23 protein-coding genes are annotated in these 26,527 nt (G+C 69.0%); 6 read left to right on the top strand and 17 right to left on the bottom strand.

The window, feature by feature from the left end; translation table 11 throughout:
* Positions 1-57 precede the first annotated feature (57 nt).
* On the top strand, positions 58-1,284 hold the full coding sequence (locus M3M27_RS07120) for an MFS transporter (protein ID WP_434027588.1): 1,227 nt from the start codon (positions 58-60) through the stop codon (positions 1,282-1,284).
* 20 nt (positions 1,285-1,304) lie between these two features.
* Complete coding sequence (locus tag M3M27_RS07125) at positions 1,305-2,348, top strand: NADP-dependent oxidoreductase (protein WP_434027589.1); 1,044 nt, start codon at positions 1,305-1,307, stop codon at positions 2,346-2,348.
* A 50-nt stretch (positions 2,349-2,398) separates the two neighbouring features.
* Here M3M27_RS07125 and M3M27_RS07130 read toward each other — a convergent pair whose 3' ends face one another.
* The gene (locus tag M3M27_RS07130) at positions 2,399-4,216 is read right to left on the bottom strand and encodes a DUF885 domain-containing protein (RefSeq protein WP_434027590.1); all 1,818 of its coding nucleotides are present in this window, start codon (positions 4,214-4,216) and stop codon (positions 2,399-2,401) included.
* A 159-nt stretch (positions 4,217-4,375) separates the two neighbouring features.
* On the opposite strand from M3M27_RS07130, the gene M3M27_RS07135 reads away from it, so the two are divergent.
* Together M3M27_RS07135 and M3M27_RS07140 are read left to right on the top strand one after the other, a co-directional pair.
* Positions 4,376-4,732 carry a GFA family protein gene (locus tag M3M27_RS07135; protein WP_140718931.1) on the top strand — a complete coding sequence of 119 codons (357 nt, stop codon included), beginning with the start codon at positions 4,376-4,378 and terminating at the stop codon, positions 4,730-4,732.
* A gap of 8 nt (positions 4,733-4,740) precedes the next feature.
* A complete protein-coding gene (locus M3M27_RS07140) occupies positions 4,741-5,547 on the top strand; it encodes a DUF4349 domain-containing protein (protein WP_434027974.1) in 807 nt (268 codons plus the stop codon).
* 731 nt (positions 5,548-6,278) lie between these two features.
* Here M3M27_RS07140 and M3M27_RS07145 read toward each other — a convergent pair.
* Both M3M27_RS07145 and M3M27_RS07150 read right to left on the bottom strand, forming a co-directional pair.
* Positions 6,279-6,572 carry a hypothetical protein gene (locus M3M27_RS07145; protein WP_140718930.1) on the bottom strand — a complete coding sequence of 98 codons (294 nt, stop codon included), beginning with the start codon at positions 6,570-6,572 and terminating at the stop codon, positions 6,279-6,281.
* Positions 6,573-6,668: 96 nt separating this feature from the next.
* Positions 6,669-7,658, bottom strand: coding sequence for a LysR substrate-binding domain-containing protein (locus M3M27_RS07150; protein WP_434027591.1), 990 nt, complete (start codon positions 7,656-7,658; stop codon positions 6,669-6,671).
* Between the two features lie 164 nt (positions 7,659-7,822).
* Here M3M27_RS07150 and M3M27_RS07155 point away from each other — a divergent pair, with 164 nt between their 5' ends.
* The gene (locus M3M27_RS07155; RefSeq protein WP_434027592.1) at positions 7,823-8,719 is read left to right on the top strand and encodes a DMT family transporter; all 897 of its coding nucleotides are present in this window, start codon (positions 7,823-7,825) and stop codon (positions 8,717-8,719) included.
* A 25-nt stretch (positions 8,720-8,744) separates the two neighbouring features.
* On the top strand, positions 8,745-9,239 hold the full coding sequence (locus tag M3M27_RS07160; protein ID WP_140718927.1) for a DinB family protein: 495 nt from the start codon (positions 8,745-8,747) through the stop codon (positions 9,237-9,239).
* Between the two features lie 931 nt (positions 9,240-10,170).
* On the opposite strand, the gene M3M27_RS07165 is transcribed toward M3M27_RS07160, so the two are convergent.
* The 14 genes from M3M27_RS07165 to M3M27_RS07230 all read right to left on the bottom strand — a co-directional run bounded on the left by M3M27_RS07165 (position 10,171) and on the right by M3M27_RS07230 (position 26,516).
* Positions 10,171-11,079: a peptidylprolyl isomerase gene (locus M3M27_RS07165; protein WP_140718926.1), complete on the bottom strand. Its 909-nt coding sequence runs from the start codon at positions 11,077-11,079 to the stop codon at positions 10,171-10,173.
* Between the two features lie 232 nt (positions 11,080-11,311).
* Positions 11,312-11,764 carry a DUF4442 domain-containing protein gene (locus M3M27_RS07170; RefSeq protein ID WP_434027594.1) on the bottom strand — a complete coding sequence of 151 codons (453 nt, stop codon included), beginning with the start codon at positions 11,762-11,764 and terminating at the stop codon, positions 11,312-11,314.
* 55 nt (positions 11,765-11,819) lie between these two features.
* Positions 11,820-13,439: a CHASE2 domain-containing protein gene (locus M3M27_RS07175; RefSeq protein ID WP_434027595.1), complete on the bottom strand. Its 1,620-nt coding sequence runs from the start codon at positions 13,437-13,439 to the stop codon at positions 11,820-11,822.
* A 2-nt stretch (positions 13,440-13,441) separates the two neighbouring features.
* Entirely contained in the window at positions 13,442-15,013 is a 1,572-nt protein-coding gene (locus M3M27_RS07180) for a FecR family protein (RefSeq protein ID WP_140718924.1), read from the bottom strand.
* A 290-nt stretch (positions 15,014-15,303) separates the two neighbouring features.
* Positions 15,304-16,161, bottom strand: a complete 858-nt coding sequence (gene trxA, locus M3M27_RS07185; RefSeq protein WP_140718923.1) for a thioredoxin — start codon at positions 16,159-16,161, stop codon at positions 15,304-15,306.
* A 245-nt stretch (positions 16,162-16,406) separates the two neighbouring features.
* Positions 16,407-17,144, bottom strand: a complete 738-nt coding sequence (locus M3M27_RS07190) for a DUF2968 domain-containing protein (protein ID WP_434027596.1) — start codon at positions 17,142-17,144, stop codon at positions 16,407-16,409.
* A gap of 91 nt (positions 17,145-17,235) precedes the next feature.
* A complete protein-coding gene (locus M3M27_RS07195; RefSeq protein WP_434027597.1) occupies positions 17,236-19,368 on the bottom strand; it encodes a TadG family pilus assembly protein in 2,133 nt (710 codons plus the stop codon).
* Positions 19,369-19,374: 6 nt separating this feature from the next.
* Complete coding sequence (locus M3M27_RS07200; protein ID WP_434027598.1) at positions 19,375-19,818, bottom strand: DUF3613 domain-containing protein; 444 nt, start codon at positions 19,816-19,818, stop codon at positions 19,375-19,377.
* Positions 19,815-20,639 (bottom strand): tetratricopeptide repeat protein, encoded by an 825-nt coding sequence (locus M3M27_RS07205; RefSeq protein WP_434027600.1) that lies wholly within the window; start codon positions 20,637-20,639, stop codon positions 19,815-19,817. The genes M3M27_RS07200 and M3M27_RS07205 overlap by 4 nt, the downstream gene beginning before the upstream one ends.
* On the bottom strand, positions 20,636-21,571 hold the full coding sequence (locus M3M27_RS07210; RefSeq protein ID WP_434027602.1) for a type II secretion system F family protein: 936 nt from the start codon (positions 21,569-21,571) through the stop codon (positions 20,636-20,638). Before M3M27_RS07210 ends, M3M27_RS07205 begins: the two co-directional genes overlap by 4 nt.
* Before the next feature lie 22 nt (positions 21,572-21,593).
* On the bottom strand, positions 21,594-22,538 hold the full coding sequence (locus M3M27_RS07215; RefSeq protein ID WP_434027603.1) for a type II secretion system F family protein: 945 nt from the start codon (positions 22,536-22,538) through the stop codon (positions 21,594-21,596).
* On the bottom strand, positions 22,535-23,884 hold the full coding sequence (locus tag M3M27_RS07220; protein ID WP_140718916.1) for a CpaF family protein: 1,350 nt from the start codon (positions 23,882-23,884) through the stop codon (positions 22,535-22,537). The genes M3M27_RS07215 and M3M27_RS07220 overlap by 4 nt, the downstream gene beginning before the upstream one ends.
* On the bottom strand, positions 23,869-25,143 hold the full coding sequence (locus M3M27_RS07225) for an AAA family ATPase (RefSeq protein ID WP_434027604.1): 1,275 nt from the start codon (positions 25,141-25,143) through the stop codon (positions 23,869-23,871). The genes M3M27_RS07220 and M3M27_RS07225 overlap by 16 nt, the downstream gene beginning before the upstream one ends.
* A 41-nt stretch (positions 25,144-25,184) precedes the next feature.
* Entirely contained in the window at positions 25,185-26,516 is a 1,332-nt protein-coding gene (locus M3M27_RS07230; protein WP_434027605.1) for a type II and III secretion system protein family protein, read from the bottom strand.
* Positions 26,517-26,527: the final 11 nt, after the last annotated feature.

The raw sequence follows: 26,527 nt of genomic DNA on the forward strand, positions 1-26,527 counted from the left end.
GAAACGCCAGAATCATACGCCTAATCTGCCGGTCCCTTCACTTCCCGGTCCCCCACCGTGATCCCCGACACCCGTTCCGACCCCGCCTCCGGCCCTGTTCAGCCCGACGCTCCCGCCGCCGCCAACTGGTGGGCGGTGGGCGCCATGACGTTGGGCGTGTTCGGCCTGGTCACCGCGGAATTCCTGCCGGCCAGCCTGTTGACCGCGATGGCGGCCGACCTGGCGGTCAGCGAAGGCGCGGCCGGGCAGAGCGTCACCGCGACCGCCCTGGTGGCCGCGGTGGCCGCCCCGGCATTGCCGCTGCTGACCCGGCGCCTGGACCGCCGCCAGGTGATGTTCGGCCTCACGCTGCTGTTGCTGTTGTCGAATGTCCTGGCGGTGATGGCGCACACCCTGTCCACGCTGCTGGTGGCGCGCGTCGTGCTGGGCGTGGCGCTGGGCGGCTTCTGGGCGATGGCCGCGCCGCTGGCGATGCGCCTGGTGCCGGAGTCGCTGTTCCCGCGCGCGATGTCGCTGATCCTCACCGGCGTCTCGGTCGCCACGGTCTGCGCGGCCCCGGTAGGCGCGTGGATGGGGGACACCTGGGGCTGGCGCAGCGCCTTCATGGCGGCCGGCGCGGTCTCGCTGCTGACCCTGCTGGCGCAACTGCTCAGCCTGCCGGCGCTCAAGCCGCGCGCGCAGTCGGACCTGCAGGTGCTCGGGCACCTGCTGGCGCGGCCCGGCATCCGCGTGGTGCTGCTGGCGGTGCTGCTGGTGATCTCGGGCCACTTCGCCGGCTTCACCTACGTGCGCCCGTTGATGGAGAACGTCAGCCACCTGTCGCTGAGCGCGATCTCGGCGGTGCTGCTGGCCTACGGCATCGGCGGCTTCTTCGGCAACCTGTTCGGCGGCTACCTGGCGGGGCGCAGCGAGCGCCTGGCGATCATGTTCGGCAGCGTGACCATCGCCTTGCTGGCCGCCAGCCTGCTGGTGCGCGGCGAGTCGGCGCTGGTGGCCGCGGTGGCGATCACCTTGTGGGGCTTCGCCTTCGCCGCATTCCCGGTCGGTTTCCAGATCTGGATCGTGCGCGCCGCGCCGGACCAGGCCGAAGGCGCCAGTGGCCTGCTGGTGGCGGCCTTCCAGGTGGCCATCGCCAGCGGTGCGGTGGGTGGCGGCGTCCTCGTGGACCACATGGGGGCGCTCGGGGCGCCGCTGTTCGCGCTGGTCACCATGGTGCTGGGCGCGATGCTGACCTGGCACCGCGGTCCGCGCATCGGCCAGGAACCGGCCGGCGAAGCGGCTTGAAGCACACGATGGAGAACCCGATGCAAAGCACGTCTCCCGTGGCGGGATCGCCGGTCAACCGCCGCATCGTCCTCGCCGCGCGGCCGCAGGGCCTGCCGAGCGCCCGGGATTTCCGCCTCGAGCAGGTGCCCGTGCCGTCGCCGGAGGAGGGCGAGGTGCTGCTGCGCACGCACTATCTCTCGCTCGATCCGTACATGCGCAACCTGATGGACGAGATCGGGCCCGGCTATGCGCCGCCGCTGGCGCTGGGCGAGGTGATGGTCGGCGGCACCGTCAGCCGCGTGGTCGAATCGCGCCATCCCGGCTTCGAGGCGGGCCAGCTCGTGCTGGCGCAGGCCGGCTGGCAGGACTATGCGCTGTCCGACGGAACCGGCCTGGAACGCCTGGGCGACATGGAGCGGCCGTCGCTGGCATTGGGCGCGCTTGGCATGCCCGGTTTCACCGCCTACGTCGGCCTGCTCGACATAGGGCAGCCGCGGCCGGGCGACACCGTGGTGGTGGCCGCGGCCACCGGCGCGGTCGGGGCGATGGTCGGGCAGATCGCCCGCCTGAAGGGCCTGCGCGTGGTCGGCATCGCCGGCGGTGCCGACAAATGCCGGCATGCGGTGGAGACGCTCGGCTTCGATGCCTGCGTGGACCGCTACGACGAGGACTTCGCGCAGCGGCTCGCCGCGGCCTGCCCGTCGGGGATCGACGTGTACTTCGAGAACGTCGGCGGCGCGGTGCTGGAGGCGGTGCTGCCGCTGCTGAACATCGGCGCGCGCGTGCCGGTGTGCGGTTTCATCGCCCACTACAACGCGGCCGGCGAGGCGCCGGGGCCGGACAGGTCGGCCAGGCTGCTGGCGACCGTGCTGAGCAAGCGCGTGCGCATGGAGGGTTTCATCATCCTCGACCACTACGCCACGCGCCACGCCGAGTTCCGCCGCGAGGCGGAAGCCTGGATCGCGGCCGGCCTCATCCATCCGACCGAGGACATCGTCGATGGCCTGGAGCAGGCGCCTGCGGCGTTCGCCGGGCTGCTCCAGGGGCGCAACTTCGGCAAGCTCGTCGTGCGGGTGGCCTAGAGCCTGGATTCCAGGAAGTGCCCGGCCCGGCCGGGCACTTCCGTTGCCGGTCACTCGATCGGCTGGTCCAGCATCAGCTCGCGCACGAAGCGCACCGGCGGCGCGCCGTACGACAGCACCTGGTCGTGGTAGGCCTTGAGGTCGAACTTGTCGCCCAGCTTCTCCTGCACCGCCTTGCGCATGTCCAGGTGTTCCTGCACGCCGACGAAGTAGGTCGGCAGCTGCGCCGAGGACAACTGCGCGCGCACCCATTTGCCGGCCGCCTCGCTCTCCTGCTGGAACGCGTCGTGGGTCATCAGGTGCATCGCCTGCTCGCGGCTCCAGCCGTCCACGTGCACGCCCTGGTCGAGGATCGCGTTGGCGATGGTGCGCAGGTAGAACTTCAGCTGCACCAGGTGGAACAGCGGGTCGTTGTCCAGGTAACCCTGCTCCTGCATCATCCGCTCGGTGTAGACCGCCCAGCCCTCGGCGAACATGCCCGAGCGCAGCACGCCGCGCAGCGTCGAGGGGAACTTGGCCGAGTGCCAGCCTTCCAGATAGTGGCCGGGGATACCTTCGTGGATCGACAGCAGGTGGATCATCCGCGAGTTGTACTCGCGCAGGAACGAATCGACCTGCGCCTGCGACCAGTCGTCCGGGATCGGCGAGATCGCGTAGAAGGTCTTCAGGTTCTTGTCGAGCGGGCCGGGCGAGTCGCAGTAGGCGACCGCGACGCCGCGCTGGAACTCCGGCATCAGGATCACGTCCACCGGCGCGTCCGGCAGCGTCACCAGGTCGTGCGCGCGCACGAAGTCGGTGGCCGACTTCAGCGAGGCCTTGGCGTCCTCGACCACCTTGTCGCGCGCCGGGCGCTCGGCGTAGGCCAGCTCCAGCGCGGCCTCGATGGCCTTCTGCTGCTGCTCGTCGCTGGGCGCGTCCGGCAGGGCCGGGGCGCCGGGCTTGTCCTTCAGCACGGTGCGGGCGATCCCGTACATCTCCTCGCGCACGCGCTTGAGTTCGGACTCGGCGCGCTGCTTGATGTCGGCGCGCGAGAGCGAGGACAGCAGCGCGAACTTCAGCTTCTGGTCGTACTTCTCCGCGCCGATGCGGAAATCGCCCTTGGCGTTCGGCACCAGGGTCTTGTCCAGCCATTCCTGCTGCTCGGCGACCGCCTTCTTCAGCGTCTCGATCGCGGCGCGGGTGCGTTCGGCATCGGCCGGCGCCAGTTCGCCCAGGTGCGGGGTGATGAAGGCGTCGACGATGGAGAGGATGCCCTTGTTCTGCTTGGCGACGGTCTCGGCGTGGATCTTCGGCACGCGCGCCGGGTCCAGGTTCTCGCGGGCCTGGGCGAAGACCTGCGGGATCTTCTCCATGCGCTCGGTGGCGGACTTGATGCGCTCGGGCAGCGGCGCGAACTCGCGCGCCATCAGGCCGTAGATCGCGCTGCCGGCCAGGCCGTTGTAGAGCTGCGGGTCCCAGGCCCAGCTCTGCAGCGTCTCGGTGCCCCAGATGTCCGACTGCAGCTGGTTGCGCAGGATCGCCGCATCGACCTGGTTCTCGCGCGAGAGCCTGGCGACGTCGATCGCGTCCAGCTCGGCCAGCAGGGCCTTGCCGGCGTCCAGGCTCTTCTGCCGGCCGGCCGCGCTGAGGTCGTCGATCTGCGTGTCGAAGCGATGGTCGCCGATCTGGGTGGCGTTGACCGGCGAGAGCTGCATCCAGGTGTCGAGCGCCTTCTTCGACAGCTCGGCGAAGCGGGCGTCCACGGCCGGGTCGGCGGCCGGGCTGGCCGTGGCGCTGGCGGCGGAGGACGAGGCGGACGACGGGGATTCGGCCTGCTGGCAGCCGGCGAGGGCGGCGAGCAGGGCGGCGGCGAGCAGATGCTTGCGCATGGGATGACCTTGGGTGGACGAAACCCCCAGCATACGGCGCCCGCCGCCCGGGCACCCCTGCCGTTGGATGGGGCCAGGTCCATCGGGCCGGCTCGTCGCGTCCCGTCCCACGGGCCGTCGCTCGCTCTAAACTGGCGCTTTCCAAGGGAGGGTACGCACATGAAGTACGCAGGCAGCTGTCATTGCGGGGCGGTCGCGTTCGACCTGGAGGCCGAGCCGGCCATCGCCGAGGTCTACGACTGCAATTGCTCCATGTGCAGGCGCCGCGGCGGCCTGCTGTGGTTCGGTCCGCACGCATCGTTGTCCCTGCACGGCGATCCGGCCGGGCTGGCCACCTACCGGTTCAACCACCATCACATCGATCACCACCATTGCACCGTATGCGGCATCGCGCCTTTCAGCGAGGGCACCGATCCCCGCACCGGCGAGCGGATGGTGGCGGTGAACGTGCGTTGCCTGCCGGAGGTGGACCTGTCCACGCTGAAGGTGGTGCCGATCGACGGAGCGCGCCTGTGACCCTGCGCATGCTCGGCCTCGCCGCCGCGGCGCTGGTCGCGGTGGGCTGCAGCCGCCAGGGCGGCGAAGGTGCCGCGGCGGAGAGCTTTGCCGCCATCGCGCCAGCGGCGCCGGCGGCCTCGGCCAAGATGCTGCAGGCGCCCGAAGGGACCTTCCTCGCCTACGAGACGGACGTGCAGGTGCGCGTGCCGGCGGCGGAGATCCCCAAGCGCATCGATGCGGTGCAGCAGGCCTGCCAGCAGGCGCGCTTCGGCGATTGCGCGGTGCTGTCGGTGTCGCAGCAGGGCGGGCCCTACGCGAGCGGCGACATCGAGCTGCGGATCGCGCCGGCGGGGGTCGAACCGATCCTGAAGCTGGCCGGAGAGGGCGGCGAACTGGCCTCGCGCAGCACCCGCGCGGAGGACCTGGCCCAGCAGGCCGCCGACAACCGGATGACGCAGGAGCGGTTGCAGAAGGAGCATGCGCGCCTGCTCGAATTCCAGCAGCGCAGCGACCTGAAGGTGGCCGACCTGCTCGCGATCTCGCAGCGGCTGGCCGAGATCGAGGCCTCCGCGGAAGCGGCGCAGCGCGAGGCGGCGCAGCAGCGCCGTCGTATCGATACGCAGAAGGTCACGATCGCTTATCGCGCCACCGGCGGGGAGCAGGGACGCAGCGAGATCGGCGAGGCGTTCGCGGAAAGCGGCCGGATCTTCGCGGGGAGCGTGGCGTTCCTGGTGCGTGCGGTGGCGGGATTGGCGCCGGTCGCGATCGTGGTGGTGGTGTTGTTGGCGGTGTTGCACGGGTGGTGGCGCAGGCGGCGCAAGCGCGGCGCGTGACAGATTGGCCATGTGGATGGGAGGTTTGCGCTTCCCGTGGAGCCCATCCCATCCACGTGGTTCTCGCTATTGCCGGCCGGTAAAGGGTGGCGTGAGGTCCTCTTCTCGGGGCGAAGACGTGTGGCCCGCGAGCCACTGGCTCGCACGCGCCTGAGCGTCCAGCGCGCGAAGCGAGGTACTCCGAAGGAGCGGATGAGGGTACGAGTGAGGCCTTGGGATCCTTGCCATCGCCATTCCCGCGAACGCAGGAGTGCTTTCAGCAGCCAAAGTGCTTCATGACAGCCGAATGTGGCTGGTCATGGCTGATCATCCCGGGATTTTCTCGCCATCCATCCGGCCCCCATTATCCATCTATCGTCATCCCCGCGAAGGCGGGGATCCAGGGACGTTGCTCTTGGCTTTGGGGCCTTCAATCAAGGCAAAAGCTTTCGCCTTCGGTCAGTCACTTTTCTTCGCTTGTGCACGCGCGCCGCAGGAGCGGCGCCGCCCGGCGAATGCCCGCCCGCTGGGGACGAAGCGGTGCTTCGCCTTTTCCGGCGAGCCCTGCCGCGGCGAAAAACGACGTGCAGCCATGCACGTCGCCCTTCGGGTTTTTCCGCCGGCTCCGCCGCTTCGGAGGGGCCGCGCCGCAGTGACGCTCGCAGTCCATACAAGGTTGGCGCACGCCGCGCGAGGAGGGGCTACCCCGATCCAATGCGAGATCACGGGCAACAGCAACAACTGCTATTGCCTCAGCCTTCGTCCTCTTCGAACTCCACGAACACGTCCAGTTCTCGCGCCAGCTCTTCAACCGCATCGCGCACTTTCTGCGCAGTGGCGTCGTTGCCGGCTTCCACTTCGATCTCGTGGGTGCCGGGGCCTTCGTCGTCGGGCAGTCCGGCCGAACTGGAGTCGTCGTCGTCCAGGTGGGACATCAGATCGTCCACTTCCTCGACGTGCTCGATGCCGTCCAGGCTCAGCAACAGGTTGCCGATGGCGCGGGCGTCGTCTTCGCTGCCGGTGATCCGAAGGCGTAGTGTCGGCATGGTCGTCACTCCGTGGTGAGGGACGACCAGCCTAGGCAGGCCGCGGGCAACGCGGGGTGATGGCGCGCGGATGCGGGGCATTCCGGCGTGTCGATGTCACGCGCCTGGGCCCGCGCGGGCCGGGCGCCTGCGTTCGCGCGTCCGTCCGCTGCCGGTGGCCGGCAATCCCGCCAGGTCGGCCGGCAAGGCCGGCATCGGCGTGCGTTCGTCGCCGGCCTCGCGCTTGAGCCAGTCGATGAACAGCGCCGCGGCCGGGCTCGGTGCGCGGTGCGTGGGGTAGACGATGTAATACGAGGGCCGGGCGCGCAGGACCGGTCCCGGCAGGCGTACCAGCTCATGGCGCTGCAGGTACGGCTGGGCGATGTGCTTGCGCGCCAGCGCCGCGCCGATGCCGTACACGGCCGCGCGCATCACGTCGGTGCTGTCGTTGAAGCTGTGCATCGGCGGCAGCTCCAGGCCGTGCACGCCCGCGGCGCGGAACCAGTCGCGCCAGCCCTGCGGCGACAGGTCGGTGAGCAGCGTCAGCGCCGCCACGTCGCGCGCGCCGCGCAGCCCGGCGACCTGGGGCAGGGCGGGCGAGGCCACCGGGAACAGTTCCTCGTCCATCAGGTGATGGGCGGTGAGTCCCGGCCAGGCGCCTTCGCCATAGCGGATGCCCAGGTCCGGGCCGCCTTCCTCGAAGCGCGAGAATGCGCTGTCGGTCTGCACCTCGAGGCGGATATGCGGGTGCGCCTGGCAGAAGCGCGGCAGCCGCGGCAGCAGCCAGCAGTACGACAGCGAGCGCAGCGTGGTGATGCGCAGCGGCGCGGCGTCCGGGCGCGGATGCAGGTTGCCGGCCACCGCGGCGATGTCGTTGAGCGCGGCGCTGGCGGCGTCGGCCAGTTGCCGGCCCTCGGGAGTGAGCTTGACGCCGCGCGCGTGGCGTTGGAACAGCGTCGTGCCGAGCAGCGTTTCCAGCTTACGCACGTGATGGCTGACCGCGCTGGCGGTGAGGTGCAGTTCTTCGGCGGCATGCGCGAAGTTCTGGTGGCGGGCCGCCGCGGCGAACACGCCGAGCGCAGGCAGCAGGGTCGGGCGGAGCTTCATCGAGACGTGAGTGAGATTTGTGGCTCGCCGCGATACTACTCGCTTGTGGCCGGCGGGTCCGAGGCGGATGCTCGCATCCTCTCCCACCGGGTTCCTGCCATGCGTGCCGTGTCGTCCGCCGTCGTGCCTTGTCCTTCCGCAGTGCCTGCCAAGGCGGTGTCGCCATGAGCGGCGCGCAGGGCGAGGCGGTGGCGGCGCCGCTGGCGGCGAGCCGCGATTGGCGGACGCCGGTCGAGCTGCTGTTCCTCGGCGTGGTCTGGGGCTGTTCGTTCCTGTTCATGCGTGTGGCGGCGCCGGCGTTCGGGCCGTTCGCGCTGGTCGAGCTGCGGTTGACGCTGGGCGCGCTGGTGCTGCTGCCGTTCCTGTGGCTGGCGCGCCAGCGCTTCCCGCTGCGGCGCTGGCCGGTGCTGGCCGGGATCGGCGTGCTCAACTCGGTGCTGCCGTTCCTGCTGTTCGCCTGGGGAGCCGAGCGCGCGCCGGCGGCGATCGGGGCGATCTGCAATGCGATGACGGTGCTGTTCACCGCCCTGGTGGCGTTCCTGTTCTTCGGCGAGAAGATCGGCGCGCGCCGCGCCGGCGCCTTGCTGGTCGGCTTCGCCGGGGTGGTCGTGCTGGCCACCGGCAAGGCGGGCGGCCTGAGCGTCGGCCCGGCCGCGCTGGCCGGTGCGACAGCGTCGCTGCTGTACGGGATCGGCTACAACCTGGTGAAGCGGCACATGGCGGACCTGCCGCCGGCCGCGTCGGCCGCGGCCACGCTGAGCGCGAGCGCGCTGTTGCTGTCGCCGCTGGCCTGGTCGCACTGGCCGGAAGCGGCGGTCCCGGCGCGCGCCTGGGCGTGCGCGGTGGCGCTCGGCGTGGTCTGCACCGGCCTGGCGTACCTGCTGTACTACCGCCTGATCCATCGCATCGGCCCGGCCCGCGCTTCGACCGTGACCTACCTGATCCCGGTGTTCGGCGCGCTGTTGGCCTGGTTGATCCTCGACGAGCCGCTGACCTGGACGATGCTGCTGGCCGGCGTGCTGATCCTGGGCAGCGTGGCGGTCAGCCAGCGCGCGCGTTGAGCCGGACGAGAGGCCGGGCAGTCGCATGGAAAGGCAGTTCGCATACAAGGCGTGGGCCAACGCGGAGATACTCGACGCGCTCGCGCGGATCGATGCCTCGAGATATCCGGAGCAACGCAAGCTCGCCATCCGCCTGGTCAACCATACCCATGTGGTGGACCGTATCTTCGCCGCGCACCTGAGCGGTGCACGGCATGGCTTCCAGGACACGAACACCCCGGAGACGCCCACGGTCGAACGACTGCGCGAGCAGGTCGCCGAGTCCGACGCCTGGTACCGGGATTACGTCGGCAGGCTCGACAGGCAGTCGCTGCACGAATCCATCGCCTTCATCTTCACCGACGGCGACAGCGGCACCATGACGCGCGAGGAGATCCTGTTCCATGTCCTGGCGCATGGGACCTACCACCGCGGCAATGTCGGCATGGTGCTGGCCGAATGCGGCATCGACCGCCCCCGCGACTCGTTCACCCGCTTCCTGCATGCGACCGAGCCGGGTCGCCGCCGCGCGAGGGATTAAGATCCGCGCTTGTTTCTCCAGCTCGTTTCTCCAACGGGCCGCTTGTCCTCGGGGCTGCAAGCGCATTTCTCCCGCTCGCGAGAGAAGGTGGCGCAAAGCGCCGGATGAGGGCCTTTGGCCGGTGCACATTCCCCCATCCGCCCTGCGGGCACCTTCCCCCGCAAGCGGGAGAAGGGAAAGCCGGTGTTTCTCCGGCTCGTTTCTCGATCTGGCCGCTTTGCCACCCGGCTGCAAGCGCACTTCCTTCTCCCGCTCGCGGGAGGAGGTGGCGCAAAGCGCCGGATGAGGGCCTTTGGCCGGTGCACATTCCCCCATCCGCCCTGCGGGCACCTTCCGCCGCAAGCGGGAGAAGGGAAAGCCGGTGTTTCTCCGGCTCGTTTCTCGAGCTGGCCGCTTTGCCACCCGGCTGCAAGCGCACTTCCTTCTCCCGCTCGCGGGAGGAGGTGGCGCAAAGCGCCGGATGAGGCCGCTTTGGCCGGTGCACATTCCCCCATCCGCCCTGCGGGCACCTTCCCCCGCAGGCGGGAGAAGGGAAAAGCCGGTGTTTCTCCGGCTCGTTTCTCCAACGGGCCGCTTGCCCTCGGGGCTGCAGGCGCATTTCCTTCTCCCGCTCGCGGGAGAAGGTGGCGCAAAGCGCCGGATGAGGGCCACTTTGGCCGGTGCACATTCCCCCATCCGCCCTGCGGGCACCTTCCCCCGCAAACGGGAGAAGGGAAAAGCCGGTGTTTCTCCGGCTCGTTTCTCCAACGGGCCGCTTGCCCTCGGGGCTGCAGGCGCATTTCCTTCTCCCGCTCGCGGGAGAAGGTGGCGCAAAGCGCCGCATGAGGGCCGCTTTGGCCGGTGCACATTCCCCCATCCACCCCCGGCACCTTCCCCCGCAAGCGGGAGAAGGGAAAAGCCGGGTTCCCGGTCGATCGGTATCTCTGCGCGATCAACCTTTCGTTGGCGCACGCACCGGGACCGGGACGTTGCACAGGTCGATGTGCCCGGCCGGACGCTTGTAGAAGTCGTCGACGCGGTTGCGGCGCGCCTCGGTCGCGTCGCGGAAGGTCTGGCTGTCGGTGCGCAGCACCTGCAGGGGCGTGCGCTCGGTTTCGGGCACCTCGCTGGCCAAGCGGATCGCGCGGATCGGCGTGCGCTGCGCGGGATCCTCGTAGAAGCCCATCGGCGGCGGGCCGCGCCGGATCGTGCTGAGCAGTTCCATGCCCTGGACCACGCGCCCGACCACGGTGATGTTGTCGTCGAGCTGGCGCGGCGACTGGCCGATCACCACGTAAAGTTCGGCGCCGATGCTGCTGTCGTCGGCGTTGTTGCGGCCGGCGCCCAGCATGCCGTAGCAGTGCGCCAGCCAGGCGGTGCCCTTCTTCGGGTCGCGCGCGGCGGGAAAGCCGGCGACGAAGCCCACCTCCGGCGCCCAGCCGTCGCTGTCGGGCAGGCGGTCGAAGGCCAGCCCGGCGGCGGGACGATGGAACTCGGCGGGCAGGTGGGTCCTGGCGCTGCCCAGCGACTTGGCCTTGCCGGGTTCTTCCCCGTCCGGATCGCCGAACTGCACGACGAAGTTGTCCTGCGCGCGATAGATGCTCAGCCCATCCCAGAAGCGCTCGTGCGCCAGCGTGCGGATGTTGGCGACATGCTCCGGCGCGAACTCCGGCGCCAGCTCGATGATCACCCGCCCGGCGTCCAGTTCCATGTACAGCGTGCGCGCCGGATCCAGCGTGCGCCAGGCCGAAGCGGGCGAGGCGTCGAGGATCTGCTGGGCGCTGCGATAGGGCGTGGCGGCATCGGCGCAGGTACAGGCGAGCAGGGCGGCGCAGGCCAGGGCAAGGCGGGTGGCGGGCATCGGCGTATCCAGGACGGGATCGGCCGATTGTGAGCGAGCCGCGGGCTGCGGTACAGCGAAGTCCGGCTTCCGGACCGGCTGGCACGCGCGGGATGGATCGCGCGGGATGGATTGCAGGAGTGGTTCCTGTGGGTGCGGCTTTTGTGGGAGCGGCTTCAGCCGCGATGGGGCTTTACCGGTAAAGCCCCATCGCGGCTGAAGCCGCTCCCACAAGAAGCAGGAGCCTGGCGCTCTAGGTTCGCGCAGGTTTGCGTTTGACGTACAACTGCTTGCGCACGCGCGCGACCACGTCGCCCTGGGCGTCGGTCACCTCGTTCTCGAACCAGCGCAGGTACTTCTCGCCGCCGGCGGTGGCGGCGCGGATCTCTTCCAGCAACGCATCGTCCAGCCGGAACTCGGCCAGGACCGTGCCGCGCCCGGGCTTGACGAACTCGATGGTCCCGGCCTTGTCCCAGACGTAGTAGTCGCGGCCGACGTTGTGCATCACCAGCAGCATCCAGAACGGGTCGGTCATCGCGAACAGGCTGCCGCCGAAGTGGGTACGCACGTAGTTGCGGTTCCACGGGCGCATGCGCAGCTCGACCCGGGCATGGCGATAGTCCTCGGCCAGGGTGGTCACGTGGATGCCGGTGAACAGGAACGGCGGCCACAGGTTGAGACCGAATCTGAGCAACCCTGCCTTCATGCGCAGCTCCATGGATCGCAAAAGACGGAGCTTACCATTCGCATGGGTATGGTGGTCAGGGGCGCGCGCTGGCGGCGTAGCCGTCGCGCCCCCCTTCCTTGGCCCGGTACAAGGCCGCGTCGGCCTGGGCGAAGAAGCCCTGGGTGCTCTGGTCGGGGTTCCCGGGGACCGCGCTGTGCACTCCGAGCGTCACGGTGATGGCGGGCGGATGCCGCGGATCGGCGGCGTGCAGTTCATGGACATGGGCGAGCAGGTGCTCGGCGCACTGGCAGGCCTTTTCCCGCGGCGTCTCCGGCAACAGCAGGGCGAACTCGTCGCCGCCCAGGCGTGCGGCCAGGTCGCGCGCGCGCCGGGCATGCGCGCGCGCGGCCCCGGCGATGCCGCGCAATACCAGGTCGCCGGTCGGGTGGCCGAGCCGGTCGTTGACCTGCTTGAAGTGATCGACGTCGATGAGGATCAGGGCCAGCGGTTTCCCGCTTCGACGGGCGGCCTCGAATTCGCGGGCGAACGCGGTTTCGAAGCCGCGGCGGTTGGCGAGCCCGGTCAGCGGGTCGCGTTCGGCCAGGGTCCGCCAGTGGTGCAGGTGGATGCCGAGCCATGCCGCGAAGACCGCGGCCGTGGTGATCATGGCCGGTGCGATCGCGGTCCCGCGTTCGGCGCCCAGCAGCAGGAGCAGGCCGGCCAGGGCGATGCCGCCGAGGGCGACGACCGGGGCAGCCACCCAGCCGCGCCGGCGTTGCGCAGGCAGGGTGGCGACCCAGGCGCCCGCGGCGGCCAGGAACGCCGCCAGCAGCATCCGCAGCGTGGGAGGCAGTGGAGTGACTGCCTTGGACTGCAGCAGCATCGAGGCGACATTGGCCTGGACTTCCGCCCCGCTCATCCAGGTCTGCTGCGACATGGGGGTCAGGAACCGCGGGCCGAGGCCGCTGGCGGTCACGCCGACGATGACGTTGCGGCCGCGCAACAGGTTCGAAGGCACCCGGCCTTCGATCACGTCGATGTAGGAAAACGTGGGAAAGGTGCCGGGAGGGCCGGCATAGCGGATGCCTGCATAGGCGTCGCGGTGCCAGCGATAGGCGGTGCCATCGCCCGGGATGTTCGAGCGCAGCCCGGGAGGCGGCGGCTCGACTCCGGCCAGGGCGGCGCCGAGCGCGGGCCAGTGGGCATCGCCGAGCCCCGCGCGCAGGTACACGCCCCGGGTCACGCCGTCGGCGTCGCGCTCCAGGTCGGTATGCCCGAAACAATGGGTGCCGGCCGCAACGGTGGGCGTGGGCAGCAGTTCCTGCGGCGGGAGGGCCGCGTCCATGCTAGGGATCACCGGCAGACAGATGCGCCCGTTGCGGGCGATCGCCGCGCCCAGCGTGCGGTCGTCGTCCGGGGCGCGGCTGTCGGGCTCGCTGAACACGAGATCCAGTGCCACCGCATTGGCGCCGGCCGCGCTCAGCTGGTCCACCAGGCGCGCGTGCACCGCGCGCGGCCAAGGCCAGCTTCCCAGCGCCTGCAGGCTGCGGTCGTCGATCGCGATGATCGCCAGTCTCGGATCGGGCGGCACCGGCCAGTTGCGCACCGCCATGTCCTGGATCTGCCTGTCCTGCCGCCACGACAACCCGGACCAGGACAGCGCGCCGGCGACCAGCGTGGCGGCGGCGACCAGCGTCCAGCGCAAGCGCGACATCGCTACAACGCCAAGAGCAACAGCAAGCTGCCGCCGGCGATGCCGTAGCAGGTGTAGCAGCGCAGCGCGATCTGCTGCGGCTCGGAGAACGGTGCGGCGTAGCCATCGTCGTCGAGGGTCTGCACGCGCACGTACCAGGTGCCACCCCATGGCCGCTTCAGGCTGACCTGCGGCTGGTCGACCACTTCGTCCAGCTTTGGCCGCGCGAAATCCGGCTTGCGGGCGAGCTGCACGCGATAGCGCTGGCCCGGGGCGCCGGCCTGCCAGCGCAAGGTCAGGCGTCCCTTTTCGTTCTCAGGCGCCAGCCCCGGGTCGACCGGGGCGTCGCTGACCTGCAAGGCCAAGGGCTGGCCGAACGGCCCCAGGTGGCCTTCCGCGGCGCGCGAGGCCACGCGCCAGTAATAGTTGCCGGGCGGCAACGGTTGCGGCGCGCGCGCGCGCACGCCCTTGACGTCCTGTTCGAACACCAGGTCGGCGAAGGCTTCATCGTGCGCGACCTGCAGCCGCGTCGCGGCGGCGTCCGGATGGCGGGTCCATTCGAAGCGCGGTTGCGGCTGGTGGACTTGCGCGTCGGCGAGCGGGGCGATGGTCAGGGGCGGCGTCGGGGTGGCCGCCACGTCGAGCGCGTGGACGGCGTCCTCGCCCTCGATGCCGTAATCGGTGATGGCGCGGACCAGCAACCGGTATTGGCCCGGTTCCAGCCCGTCGAGCTGCAACGAAGGCTGCGTGGTCTCGCGGGCATAGCGCAACACCTGCGGGCGCTCGGCTTCGACCGCCTCGATGCGGTATCCGCTGGCGCCCGGCACCGGTGCCCAGGCCAGCCGGAACGGCGGCGTGTCCAGCCGGCTCGCGGCGGCGTCGAAGACCGGGGCCGGCAGCAGCGGTTCCTGCTGCGGCGCGCTCGCAGCCCCCTGCCGCGCGGCCTGCCCGGGGCGCAGCAGGCGCTGGGCCTTGCCGCTCTCGACCTGCACCACGCCATGCAGCACCTCGGTCGCGCCACGCCCGTCGTCCGCACCCGCGGCGACGCGGAAACGGGTACCGCGCACGCTGCTGCTGCCATTGGGCGTATCGATGATGTATCGCGAGGCGGGGCCGCGGGCCGGGGCGACCTCGTTGAGGAGCCGCCCGGTCTCCAGGCGCACCTCGGTGTCGACCATGCCCGTGGCGCCGTACCGGCTCATCCGGTCGAACCGCACGCGAGTGCTCTCGCGCAGCTGCATCTGCGAACCGTCGGCGAACTCGACGGTGGCGCTGGCATCGGGGCCGGTTTGCAACTGCGCCCCGATCTGCAACGGCATGCCGGTCGTGGCCGGCAGCACGACGTGCCCGGTCAGCACCTGGACGCCGCCGCGTACCGCGATCAGCCGCGCCGGCGCCGGTTGCACCCGCAGCCATGGGATCGGGAAGCGCAGGGTACGGCCGGGCGGCAGCGCGTACGGGTCGGCGACCGCATTGAAGCTGCCCAGGCGCTGCCAGGGGACGTCCGGCTTGAGGTAGCGCGCGCTGAGGTCCCACAGCGTGTCTCCCGGGCGCACGCGGTAGTTCCAGTCCGCGGCCTGGACCGGCATCGACATCGCAAGAAGACAGAGCAAAAGGCAGCGGACCGCTTGGCTCCACGGGAAACGCGACTGGCGGCGGGAGAGCAAAGACAAAGGCGGCACAGTTTCCTCGAAGACGCAGGACCGCAGGCCGGTGGGAAGCGCGTCGGCTTCGTGCCGTCCTTTAGCCGTGGGGTGGAGCAACCGCGGTCGATTCCGCGTTCAATAATGTGACGCAGTGCGCCCAATTATGCGGCATATCCCGGTATCCCCGCATATCCCGCCCCCGGGACCCTCCCCGCCGGGGAGGGCTGGACGACGCCGGCTCAGAACAGCAGCGAGGACATCTTCCGCCGGTAACGGCCCACCAGGTCCTCGTCTTCGATCACCCGGAATGCGTCGATCAGCGCCTTGCGAGGCAGCCCGTCGTCGAAACCGCGGTCCTGGCGCAGCATTTCCAGGAACTGTTCCAGGGCCGCTTCGTCCTGGCCGTCCAGCAACAGGCGCACGCCGAGCAGGTGGCGCGCGCGCAGGTCGGCGCCGTTCGCCGAAATGGCGGCCTGCAGCGCATCGGCGGGCGGAGCGTCCTTCAGGACCCCGGCAAAGCCCAGGCGCGCCTTGGCGCGCAGGGCCCGGTCATCGGTGGCGAGATTGGCAGGCAACGCATCGATCAGCTGGCCGGCCTCGGCGGTGTCGCCGGTCTTCAGCAACGCGAGCGCCAGGTCGAGCTTGAGCTCCTCCTTGTCGGGGGCGGCGGCGATCGCCTCGCGCAGCCGCGCGACTTCGGCATGCGGATCGAGCGGAGCTTCCGGCACCGCCGCTTCGTCGCCAGCTTCGGCCGGGACGATCCCGTGCTGGGCGAGGAATTCGCGCAGCTGGCCTTCCGGCAGCGCGCCGGGGAAGCCATCGACCAACTGGCCGCCCTTGACCAGGAACACGGTCGGCACCGAACGGATCTGGAAGGCCGCGGCGATCTGCTGCTCCTTGTCCACGTCGACCTTGGCCAGTTCGAAAGCGCCGCGATACTCGGCCGCCAGCTTCTCCAGGATCGGCCCCAGCGTCTTGCACGGGCCGCACCAGGTGGCCCAGAAGTCCACCAGCACCGGCACCTGCAGCGATTTTTGCAGGACCTCGGTCTCGAAGGTCTCGGTCGTGGCGTCGAATACGTAGGGCGTGTCGGACATGGGGCTCGTTTCGGTAGCGGCGAAATCCGCTTTATGGTGGCGAAAGCCCCCCGACTCAAGCCATGGCCCGCTTACCCCTCGCCGTTGCCGGCCCGCGGGGCAGTGCGCGGAGGCGCGATGGATGCCAAAACATGGATTCCAGCGCGCCCGGCGCCACCTTCCCCTGGAGGTGGCAGGGCATGCGTGCACGGGGCGCGGCGGGCGCAGGGTAGGGCCGCTCCGCCCTGCGAAGCGGCCCCTGGATCCTATGGCGTGTCCGCCGCTGCCGGCGTCGGGCTCGGTGCCGGCGGCGTGTTGACCGGCGGCAACTCCAGGTCGGGCTTGACCTGCTGCGCCTGCAGCGCCTGGATGCGCTGGTTGATCGCCTCCAACTGCGAATTGCTGGCACGCAGCTCGCTGCTCAGCGATACCGCCTGCTGCTTGTTGGCCTCGATCGACGCGCTGACCTGCATCGCCTGCTGGCGCTGCTGTTCGATTTCCTGCTGCATGCCCTGCAGGCGCCGCTCGTTGAGCGAGACCATGCGCTCGGTATAGCGCTTGCCGGCTTCCAGGCGGATCGTGTCGATGTAGACCTGGGCCAGCTGCTGGGTCTGGTCGGCGAAGGTGCGATAGAGCTGCTCGGCGTTCTCGACCGAATCGGTGCGGATGACGCGCCAGAACTCCTTGTCGTGGAACAGCGCCACGTAGTAGTGCAGCGAATCGGCGTGGAACAGCAGGCTGGCGCCGTAGTTGCCGTTATAAGTGGTGCGCAACTCGGTCAGTTGCTGGGCGTCCATCAGCCGGCGCAGTTCGGCCGCGGTATTGCCGACGGTGCTCTCCGGGGGCGGGGCCGGAGCCGTCGTGGCCGGTGGCGGCGCTACGCTGCGCTGTTGCCCACGGGCGGCGGAGGCAATGGGCGTGCAAGCGGTGGTGACCAGCAAGGTGAGGGCAAGCCAGCCGGCCGCGATATAAGTACGATGCGTCATCCCCTTTGATTCCTGCATGTCGAGCCTGGACGGGTCCCCGTGTGCGACTGCACGTCGCCGGGCGAGTCTAGCATGGGCTGAATGCCGGCCGAGGGTGGCAGGAAGCCTGTCAGTGAACAAGTTGAGCGGAATGGCATTGGATGGATTGGACGTGGACGTCGGTACGGCCCAGTTCCAGGCCGAGGACGCTGGCGAGCACATTGCTGAGCAATCCACCGAGGGCATTCAACAGGGGGCGCAGGACACTGTCCACCACCGGCCGCAGCAGCAGGCAGACCACGCCGCCGCAGCTACCGGCGCCGCTGGACGGGTTGTAGCTGCCCAGGTTGTCGAGTCCATCGGGTTTGGTTTGCAGGTAATTGGCCAGATTGTTCCGGACGCAGTTGTTGTAGGCCAGCAGTTGGGTCAGCAAGCCGTCACAAGCGGTCAGGCCGAGCAGGTCGAGTACCGACCCCAGCAAGCTGCCGCCGATCTGGGTGGAATTCAGGAATCCCTGCCAGACGTCTCCCTTTGCTTTCCAGCAAATAAGCAGGTTGCAGGTGGGAATATCCGTCTCCCACGTGCCCAGCGCTCCCAGATCGTTGATCCCGTTCCTCAGCGCGGGAATGACGTTCGCTGCGTTGTAACGGCCGCTCGGATCCTTGGTCGCTTCGAGGTACTGCGTCGCGATCGTCGACGCGGTGCTGCTATCGCTCGAACTCGGGCTCAACAAGTCGCCCAGCAGGTTCAGGAGCGCGTTGACAAGATTCGCGACCGTATCGCCGATCAGTAATCTGTTGGGCTCGGTCGACCCCGTTTCGCCTTCGTCGACGGTCAGGCTCTGGCGATCGGCAAGCGCGGGGAGCTTGATCTGGCTGTTGAGAAGAGGGCGGGAGAACAGCGTGAGCAGTTGTTCGTTCTGCAAGCCGGTGGCGCACATGTCGCGGGTGGATGTCCAGTCCACCGTAGCCTTGCCAACGCAGACGTTGGCTATGGCGGAAACCACGTCGAAGGTGGCGTTCTTCGGTGTGCTGGTGCAGTCGATCGCCGAGGCCGTGGCGTAACCGTCGATCACGTCGATGTAGATAGGGAGCTTCAGTCGAGTGCCCAACAGCTTGAACACCGACGAAAGCAGGGCAGTCAGGTTGTTGGTGTCGATGTCGACGAACAGCCGCACTTGTGCGTTGTAGGCGGTTGTGCCGACAGGGCCTACGCCGATGGAGGGCGGTTCGACGATGCTGGATTTCACGGTGACGCCGGAACCGAGCACCTGCAGGTCGCCGATGGCGACGGCGTGTCCCGAGCCGGCGATGCTCACTGCGCCGCCGATCAGGTCCAGGGCGTTGAGCTGTATGTCCAGGCCGGCGGCCGGGTCGGTGATCGGCCCGATGATGCTGGCGAACAGGCCTGGCGTGGATTCACTGGAGCCGAGCTTGATCTCCACCTTGTCCAGCTCGGCGGACGCCAGCTTCTGCTGCAGCAGGCTCAGGTCAACGCCGAGCAGGCCTTGCTGGGACGCCAGTTGCGCCATGATCTCGAGCAGTTTCCCTACGCTGATGCTGGTGCCCCGAAGCAGTGCGTTATAACCGCCGACGGTAAGGTCGGTGCCGACGCCTATGCCCAGTGCTTCGAGTAGTCCGCGTGGCGTGATCTGAAGATTGGCCAATCCCTGGTAGCCAAGGACCGTGGTGTTGTCGATATCGACGCCGACCAGCTTGAGGACTTGCTGCAAGGGCGCCTGGCCGTTCACATTCAGGAGTTGCGATCCGACGGTGAAAGCCACTTGCGGAGACGATCGCCAAGCCACGGCGCTAGCCGAGATCGTTGGCAGCGACTCGATCTGGTGGAAGAACGGGACGGGGCTGCGCTGCGCAACGACCTTGACCGCGTTCACCGGGGTGGCGGACGTAGCGCTGACGAAGTGGTCGTCGCCAGGATTGCTCGGATTCCAGTAACCGCACTGGATAGCCAGTGTGCCGGCGAAACTGTTGTCGTTCACCGCGTTTCCGCGTGCGGCCGCGTTGTCGCTATTGGACGCGTTGCACTGGTCCAGCCGGCCAGCGCCCGCCAGCGCTGCAAGATCGGCGACCTTCTGCAGGTCGCGCTTGGTCCAATAGAGATAACCGACCTCCACCAGCCCCAGCATCGCGACCAGCGACAGCATCAGCAGCAGGATGGTGACCGCGGCGGCGCCTCGCTGCCCCTCGATCGCGCGCGGACCGCTTGGCGATGTGGACGACGATGGCCGGATCGAGGTGGACATGGCGGCTTACTGGGTTTGGTTGTTGTCGCGGACGGTCTGTTCGAAGCGCTCGGGGATCGGGTAGTCGAAGCTGTCCAGGTAGCGCTTGTAGCTGCGGCTGGCCTGGTCGCCGAGGATCGGGAGCGAGCGGCCGGCGTAGGTGCCTTCGGCCTGCAACCGCAGCAGGGCGCGGGTGGCATCGCCGATCTCGTGTCGCGCCGGATGCGTGGAGGCGGCCACCGGAGCCGGAGGCGCGGCATCGGCGAACGGCGAGGTTTGCGGCGGCAGTGGCGTGGCAGGGCCGGCATCGGGCGCCCGCAGCGGCTCCGTGGTCGTGGTGGCTGCCGCCGTCGCGGGCGTTTCGGGCAGGGTATCGGTCAGCCGGCGCTGTTGCTGCTGGGCCCCGGCACCGCAGGCGAACAGGGCCAGGATGACGGCGATCGGCAGGCGCCAGGAGTTCGGTGCGGTCACGGGGTGGTCTCCGAAGAGGGGGAATTGGGACTGCCGAAGCGTTCGAGCATCGAAGGCGGTGCGACGATGCCCGGGCGTGGCGGCGCGGCCGTGGCGGGTACGGAAGAGGGCGGGGTACTGGCGACACCGGGCGCCGCGCCGGGGGCCGGCCGTGGCCGGGCGTTGCGGAGGTTGCCGGCCAGGCGATAGACCTCGTTGCGGGTGGCATCCGGCAAGGTGGCCTGGCGCATGATCGCCTCGGCCTGGGATGCCTGCCCGTGCAGCAACATCCACAGCGCCAGGTTGGCTGCGGCGCGCGGATCGCCCGGGGCCAGTTCCGCGGCTTGCGCCAATGGTGCTCGGGCCTCCTCGGCCTGGCCGTTGCGCAGGCGGTTGAATCCCAGGTCGCCCAGGTAGTCGACGTTGAGCGGATCCAGTTCCACTGCCTTCGCCAAGGCGAACTCGGCATCGCCGCTGCGCTCCTGGGTCGCCGCGATCAGGCCCAGCCCATGCCAGGCGGCGGCGGCTTCCGGACCCTTGAGCAGGCCTCGGTAGATCTCGGCGGCTTCGTCGCCGCGGCCGGTGCGGCGCAGTGCCTCGGCTTGCAGCGAGCGCAGGACCGGCGTGTCGGGGAAACGCTTGCGGTAGGCGTCGATGTGCGCAAGCGATGCGTAGTAGGCACCCTCGCGCTGCATCCGCCGGATCAGCTCGAGATACATGCCGCGATCGTCCTGCGGCGATGGCTCGGACAAGGTCTCGGCAGCCACGGGCGGGCGCATGTAGCCGCCGTGCGCGCAGGCAGCCAGCAGGCAAGCCGTGGCAGGCAGGAGTATTTTCTTCATGTTCCCACCTTGCCGATGACGTTGGCCAGGACAAGCAGGGCAGGGCCGCCCAGCACGAGCATCAGGGCCGGCAGCAGGGTCAACATCATGACCATGGTCATCTTCACCGACAGCTTGCCTACCTTCTCCTTGAGTTGCATGCGGCGCTGCTCGCGCAGGCGCATGCCGAACTGGCGCAAGGGTTCCTGCATGGCGCCGCCATGCTGGTGCACTTGCACCAGCATCTGCACCAGGCTGTGCAGGTCCTCGTTGCCGAACGATTCGCCGATGCGGCGCAACGATTGCGCCCGGCTGCGGCCACGCGTGTAGGCGGTATTGGCCTCGTTCAATTCTCTGCCGAGCAATGGCAGCGCGCCGCGCAGCTTGTCGCCGAGCATCTGCAGGCTCTGGTCGACGCTGAAGCCCACGCCCTGCAGTAGCCGCAACAGGTCGATCAACAGCGGCAGTTCGTCGCTGGCGCGCTTGCGCAGGCGTGCAGCCCAGCTCCGTAGCACCAGCTTGGGCAACAGTACGCCGGCTGCGAGGGCGGCCAACGCCACGATGAATGCACGGATGCCGGAGGGTTGCAGGAAAAGCAGCGCCAACAGCAGGAACAGGAAGGCGAGCAGCAGGCGCAGCCCAAGGAAGGCCGCCATGCCGTTGCGGGTGTTCCAGCCGACCTGTTCCAGCAACAGGCGGTCTTCCGGCGCCAGCAACCACGCATGCAGTCGGCTGCCCTCCAGGCGCTGGCCGAGCAAGGTCACCTTGTCGAGCAGGCGCTGGACAGGAGTGCGCGACGCGCTATCTGCCTGCGCCTGCTCGCGCTGGCCTTGCAGCGCCTGCTGCAGGGCGCGTTCGGCCTGTTCCGCGCGGCGGCCGCGCAACAGCAGGTCGATGGCGAACAGCAGCAGCGCCAGGGCGAACAGGAACACGGCGGTGGCGAGCAGGTTCATGGACTCTCCGTGGCCATCGATGTCATAGCGACTTCGCCATGCGGTACAGCAGGAACGCCCCGAGCACCTCGAGCCCCAGCGCGCCGAGCAGCAGCTTGTGGCCGAAGGACTGCGCCAGCATGGGCTGGAAGAACGCAGGGCTGAACAAGGCCATCAACAGCGCGCAAATGGGCGGCAGCAAGCCGATCACCCAGGCCGACATGCGGGTTTCGGACGTGGTGGCGGTCAATTCCTGCTGCACCTGCTCGAGATCGCGCAGGAAGTCGCTCATGCGCTGCAGGATCTGGTCGCTGCGGCCGCCGATGCGCAGGCTGGTACCCAGTACCACGGCCAGCGTCTCGATCTCAGGCAGGCGATAGGGGCGTGCGGCGTGTTGCAGGGCGCGGTCGAGGTCCAGGCCGCCACGCGTGTAGACCAACGCGTTGTCCAGCAACGGGCGCAACGGGGGCACCACCTGCGCCGTGGCGGTCTGGAACGCCATGGACAGGCTGTTGCCCACGCCAGCCAGGCGCACCATGTTCTCGAGGAAGTCGGGCAACTGGCGCAGCAGTTGCTTGCGCTGGCGCTCGATGCGCCGCCGGATCCACAGGGCTGCCACCAGGGCGTACAGCACCAGCGCAAGCATGGCGAAGCCCAGCGAATGCAGGCGCAGCCAGGTCAGCAGGGCCAGGACCAGGCCGGGCACGGCCAACAATACGAGGGTGGAGATGCTGTCGCGCAAGTTGGCGCGCCGCAGGAGGGCGCGCCATGCCGGCAAGGCCTGTTGTGGTGCGAGCGCGCCGGGGCGTGGGGGCGCCGCCATGCCCGGAGCGGTGGCGGTGCCCTGCGGCTGGACGTTGCCGAGCCGGTTTTCCACGTGGCTGGCCGCCGCGCGCTGGCGCTGCCGGGCCGTGGTGTTCCACCACAGCTCGATACCGCCGGCGAGGCACAGCAGGGCGACGCTCAGCAGTACCAGGGCCGCGGTCACTGGAAGTCCTCCGTCGCGGCATTGCGCAGGAACTGGCGGAACGGCTCCAGCTTGTGGCAATGCGGATGGAAGCCGAGCCCGACCCAGCGGTCGCGCTCGACGTTGTTGGCGTCGTACCAGTTCTCGTGGCGGAACAGTTCCTGGGTGGTGATCAGGTTGTCGGTCACGCCGGTGACCTCGGTGATCGACACGATCACGCGCCGGCCACCGCCCAGGCGCGCGATCTGCACGATGAAGTCCACCGCGCTGGCGATCTGGCGGCGCAGGCTTTCCTCGCTGCCCTGGAAGCCGGCGAAACCCGCCAGCATTTCCATGCGGTAGAGGCAATCGCGCGGCGAGTTGGCATGGATGGTGGCCATCGAGCCGTCGTGGCCGGTGTTCATGGCCTGCAGCATTTCCAGCACCTCGGCGCCGCGTACCTCGCCGACCACGATGCGGTCCGGGCGCATGCGCAAGCTGTTGCGCACCAGGTCGCGGATGCTGACCGCGCCGCTGCCGTCAGGACCGCCGAGCCGGCTCTCCAGGCGCACCACGTGCGGATGGTTGAGCGACAGTTCGGCGGTGTCCTCGATGGTGACCACCCGCTCGTCGTGCGGGATGAAGCTGGCGAGCGCGTTGAGCAGCGAGGTCTTGCCGGAACTGGTGCCGCCGGAGATCAGGATGTTGCACCGGCCCAGGACCATGGCATTGAACAGCGCATGCATGGGCTTGTCGAAGGTGCCCTTGGCGAGCAGTTCGTCCGGCGTGAACGGATCCTTGCGGAACTTGCGGATCGACACCATCGGCCCGTCCACGGCCAAGGGCGGGATGATCGCGTTGAGGCGGCCGCCGTTGGGCAGGCGCGCGTCGACCATCGGATTGGATTCGTCCAGGCGCCGGCCCAGCGGGGCCAGGATGCGGCGCAGGATCCGCAACAGGTGGCGATCGTCGCTGAAGCGTTGCTGCGCGCGCCTCAGCACGCCGCCCTGGGAGATATGGACGTCCTTGTAGCTGTTGATGAGGATGTCCTCGATCGTCGGATCGAGCAGGAGATCCTCCAGGGGCCCGAAGCCGGTCAGCTCCTTGTGCAGGGCCGTGGCGACCTGCTCCATTTCCTGCTCGTTGACCGGGATGCGCCACTCCTGCACGAAGCTCGCGGTATGCGAGCGCACGTACTTGGCGATGGTGTCCGGCGCCCAGGCATCGATATCGATGCGTTCGTCCTCGATGCGATTGAGCAGGTGCTCGTGCGCGGCCGACAGCACGCCCTGGAACTGCTCGGACTGTTCGAACGGCTGCGGCTCGGCGGGAGCGGCGACCGCTACCGTCGCACCACCGGAATTGAGCACGGTTACTTTGTTTTCCATAGATTGCCACTCAGGCCGCGAACGAGGCGTTGATGAAGGCCGACCGGCTGTGCCGGCACTGCGGCGGGATCGAGCCGGCGCACCAACGGCGCGAGGGCCCGGATGTAAGGGTCGTTGGGCGCTTGTTCGGAGAGCAGTTTGCCTTCGGCCGCGCAGGCGTGCAGGGCGCGAGCACGATCCGGCAAGGTGGCCAGCAGCGACAGCCCGAAGCGCGCGGCGAGCTGGGGCGCGCTGATGCCGTGGCTGTCGTCGTAGCGATTGACCAGCAACTGCAGGCGCTCGTTGCGGAGCCCTCGCTGTTCCAGTTCCTTGAGGAGGTGGTCGAGCGAAACCAGGGCGCCGATGCTCTGGTCGGTGAGCAGCCAGGTCTCGGCGGCGGCGTGCAGCAGCCCGCTGGGCAGTTGCTGCGGTGCCAACCCGCCGAGGTCGCACAGCACCAGGCCAAACACGCTGCGCAGGCGGTCCAGCAGCATGCTGGGGTCATGGGCCGGCGGCTGGATGCCGGTGGGATGACCCAGCAGCGCCAGCCCGCTCGCGTGGTGGGCAAGCGCCGTGCGCGCCAGGGTGGCGTCGATCCTGCCGAGATTGCGCAGGGCGTCTTCGTAGTGGAAGGTGACGTCGGTATTGAGGTAAAGCGCGGCATCGCCGCTGGGAATGCCCAGGTCGAGCAGGAGGCGGCGCGCCTCCGCGCTTTCGTTGTCGCCGGGAGCATCCGCCGGTCGTTGCAGCAACACGCTCAGTTGGGTGGCAAGGGTGGTGGTGCCGACACCGGGCCGGCTGCCCAGCAGCACGACCAGCCGGCCCTTGGGCTGCGGTACCGGCGCCGGCTCGGCCGCGACCGGCACGCGTGCCGTGGCCGGTTGCGCCAGTACCCGTTTCAGGGTCGTCTGGATTTCCTCGGCGGGGCTCTCGATGTCGATGAAATCGCTCACGCCCGCGCGCAATGCGGCGAGGACGGTCGGCGCATGGTCGGCATTGGCGAGGCCGACCGCCACCACCGGCAGGGCTGGCATCAACGAGCGCAGTTGGACGGTGAGTTCCGACGAGTAGTTGGCGTTGGTATTGGAATAGTCCAGGAGCACCAGGCGCCAGCTTGCCTGCTGTGCCGCCAGCATCGCCGGGGCGATGTCGCGGCTGTCTTCCCACTGGAGGTCGCCGAAGCCGGCCAGCTTCGCGGCCAGGCGCGCGCTATAGCGATTGTCGGGGGCGTACAGCAGCACGCGCACCGCCTGACCGGCTGCGCTGCGGACCTGCTGCATGGCCGTTACCTTCGACATGGGCGGATGGGGTTCCTCGCTACTCAACGGGAAAAACCTGGCAATTGGTCGGACCCGGCCGGGTGCGTCAGCCACGCCCCCCAGACCGGCATGTTGGGTTTGGATTCGCGTTCGCCCGGCAGCGGCAGTTCGGCGCCGCGCGCGATCGGACGCACCAGCCGCGGCGTCACCACGATCACCAGTTCCTTGTCCTGCCGGCTGTAGTTCAGATTGCGGAAGAAGGAGCCGATGATCGGCAGGTCGCCCAACAGCGGAATCTTGTTGACCGTAGAAGTGAGATTGCTGCTGACCAGACCGCCGATCACGAAGCTCTCGCCATCGCCCAGCTCGACCGTGGTGTCCGCGCGGCGGGTGGTGATTGAAGGCACTTGGATGCCGTTGTAGGTGACGCCGTTGCTGTAGTTGAGGTCGCTGGCTTCCGGGGCGACCTTCAGGGCGATGCGGTCGGCCGAAAGTACGGTAGGCGTCACCGTGAGACCGATGCCGAACGGCTTGAAGGTCACCGTCGTGGTGCCAAGCCCCTGCGGCTCCAGGATCGGCAACTCGCCGCCGGCCAGGAAGCTGGCGCTCTGGCCCGATAGCGCGACCAGCGTCGGTTCCGCCAGCACCCGCGCCATGCCGTTGCTCTGCAACAGGTCGATATTGGCTTCCCAGCCATGCGTCAGCGAGCTGGCCACCAGGTTGAACGCCGACGACAGTGCATTGCCGCTGCCCCCGGTGCCGCCACTGCTGGAATTGCCGCTCGGCGAGGTGATGCCATAGCTGAAGCCGCCGTTGGTGTTCTTGAAGTTGATGCCGATCTGGCGCAGCACGCTCTTGTTGAACTCGACGACCTTCACCTCGACCTGGACGACGCCGCCGGTGGCGACGGTGGAGACGTCGCTGATCGCTCCCTTCTCGCCCGCCGAAGCCTGGGCGGCCTTGTAGGCCCGCTGGTGCGAGAGCACCGAGTCGGTATCGCCCTGGAGCAGGGAGCTATCGCCGGCCAGGGTAAGTCCCGGGCCGCGGCCATCGAGCAGCTCTTGCTGCACCGGGCTGCGCACGGCCACCTGGATGCGCTGAGGACTGCCGTTGCCGCGCTGCCAGAGCAGCAGGGTGGTCTGCCCCGGTTGCTTGCCCACCAGCAGCACCTGCTGCTTGTTCTTCAGGGTCACGAGGTCGGCCACGGCGGGATCGGCGATGGCGATGCGTTCCAGGTTGGCGGGCAGGTTCCAGGGACGCTGCTCATGCGTCTGCAGTACCAGTTCGGTGCCCGTGCCCTCGTTGCCGGCGGCACCGGTGCAGGCCAGCGCGAGCATGGCTGCCAAGGGCCAACGGCGGAGGATGGAACGCATGCGGCGGGATCGTTCGCTCATGTGGGCACCGG

This window comes from Xanthomonas boreopolis (assembly GCF_046529185.1).
GTDB classification, from domain to species: Bacteria; Pseudomonadota; Gammaproteobacteria; order Xanthomonadales; family Xanthomonadaceae; genus Pseudomonas_S; species Pseudomonas_S boreopolis.

Bases quoted from the DNA above. Each gene is read 5' to 3' on its own strand.
- M3M27_RS07125 (WP_434027589.1), top strand. From the start codon at position 1,305: ATGCAAAGCACGTCTCCCGTGGCGGGATCGCCGGTCAACCGCCGCATC.
- M3M27_RS07130 (WP_434027590.1), bottom strand. From the start codon at position 4,216: ATGCGCAAGCATCTGCTCGCCGCCGCCCTGCTCGCCGCCCTCGCCGGC.
- M3M27_RS07135 (WP_140718931.1), top strand. From the start codon at position 4,376: ATGAAGTACGCAGGCAGCTGTCATTGCGGGGCGGTCGCGTTCGACCTG.
- M3M27_RS07140 (WP_434027974.1), top strand. From the start codon at position 4,741: ATGCTCGGCCTCGCCGCCGCGGCGCTGGTCGCGGTGGGCTGCAGCCGC.
- M3M27_RS07145 (WP_140718930.1), bottom strand. From the start codon at position 6,572: ATGCCGACACTACGCCTTCGGATCACCGGCAGCGAAGACGACGCCCGC.
- M3M27_RS07150 (WP_434027591.1), bottom strand. From the start codon at position 7,658: ATGAAGCTCCGCCCGACCCTGCTGCCTGCGCTCGGCGTGTTCGCCGCG.
- M3M27_RS07155 (WP_434027592.1), top strand. From the start codon at position 7,823: ATGAGCGGCGCGCAGGGCGAGGCGGTGGCGGCGCCGCTGGCGGCGAGC.
- M3M27_RS07160 (WP_140718927.1), top strand. From the start codon at position 8,745: ATGGAAAGGCAGTTCGCATACAAGGCGTGGGCCAACGCGGAGATACTC.
- M3M27_RS07165 (WP_140718926.1), bottom strand. From the start codon at position 11,079: ATGCCCGCCACCCGCCTTGCCCTGGCCTGCGCCGCCCTGCTCGCCTGT.
- M3M27_RS07170 (WP_434027594.1), bottom strand. From the start codon at position 11,764: ATGAAGGCAGGGTTGCTCAGATTCGGTCTCAACCTGTGGCCGCCGTTC.
- M3M27_RS07175 (WP_434027595.1), bottom strand. From the start codon at position 13,439: ATGTCGCGCTTGCGCTGGACGCTGGTCGCCGCCGCCACGCTGGTCGCC.
- M3M27_RS07180 (WP_140718924.1), bottom strand. From the start codon at position 15,013: ATGTCGATGCCGGTCCAGGCCGCGGACTGGAACTACCGCGTGCGCCCG.
- trxA (WP_140718923.1), bottom strand. From the start codon at position 16,161: ATGTCCGACACGCCCTACGTATTCGACGCCACGACCGAGACCTTCGAG.
- M3M27_RS07190 (WP_434027596.1), bottom strand. From the start codon at position 17,144: ATGCAGGAATCAAAGGGGATGACGCATCGTACTTATATCGCGGCCGGC.
- M3M27_RS07195 (WP_434027597.1), bottom strand. From the start codon at position 19,368: ATGTCCACCTCGATCCGGCCATCGTCGTCCACATCGCCAAGCGGTCCG.
- M3M27_RS07205 (WP_434027600.1), bottom strand. From the start codon at position 20,639: ATGAAGAAAATACTCCTGCCTGCCACGGCTTGCCTGCTGGCTGCCTGC.
- M3M27_RS07210 (WP_434027602.1), bottom strand. From the start codon at position 21,571: ATGAACCTGCTCGCCACCGCCGTGTTCCTGTTCGCCCTGGCGCTGCTG.
- M3M27_RS07220 (WP_140718916.1), bottom strand. From the start codon at position 23,884: ATGGAAAACAAAGTAACCGTGCTCAATTCCGGTGGTGCGACGGTAGCG.
- M3M27_RS07225 (WP_434027604.1), bottom strand. From the start codon at position 25,143: ATGCAGCAGGTCCGCAGCGCAGCCGGTCAGGCGGTGCGCGTGCTGCTG.
- M3M27_RS07230 (WP_434027605.1), bottom strand. From the start codon at position 26,516: ATGAGCGAACGATCCCGCCGCATGCGTTCCATCCTCCGCCGTTGGCCC.